Here is a 283-nt window from a genome sequence, read left to right on the forward strand (position 1 = left end):
GCTCAACGAGCAGCCCGGCGAACGCGATATCGCCCTGTATGTTGCCGCACCGCAGCAGATTCTCGGCCTCGAGCCGACGCAGCTGTTTCTCGATCCATCCGACACCCAGCGTTTATGGTTCAGCGATTACCGGCAGGCCACGCGGGTGTTTCGCGGCTTCCGCATTCGTCGTGCTCAAAGCGAAACCGACTGGCAGGGCATCAACCGTTTGTACCAGGCGCGCGGCATGTTGCCGATCGATCAGGAGCTGCTCACCCCACATCATCAGGGCGGCCCGGTGTAC

General features: G+C 62.2%; 1 pseudogene. It reads left to right on the forward strand.

What is annotated here, in order from left to right:
- Window positions 1–283, forward strand: a pseudogene (locus tag QMX86_RS28250) (N-acetylglutaminylglutamine synthetase); the annotation flags it as partial.

It is taken from the genome of Pseudomonas sp. PS01270, assembly GCF_029959775.1.
GTDB lineage: Bacteria > Pseudomonadota > Gammaproteobacteria > Pseudomonadales > Pseudomonadaceae > Aquipseudomonas > Aquipseudomonas atacamensis.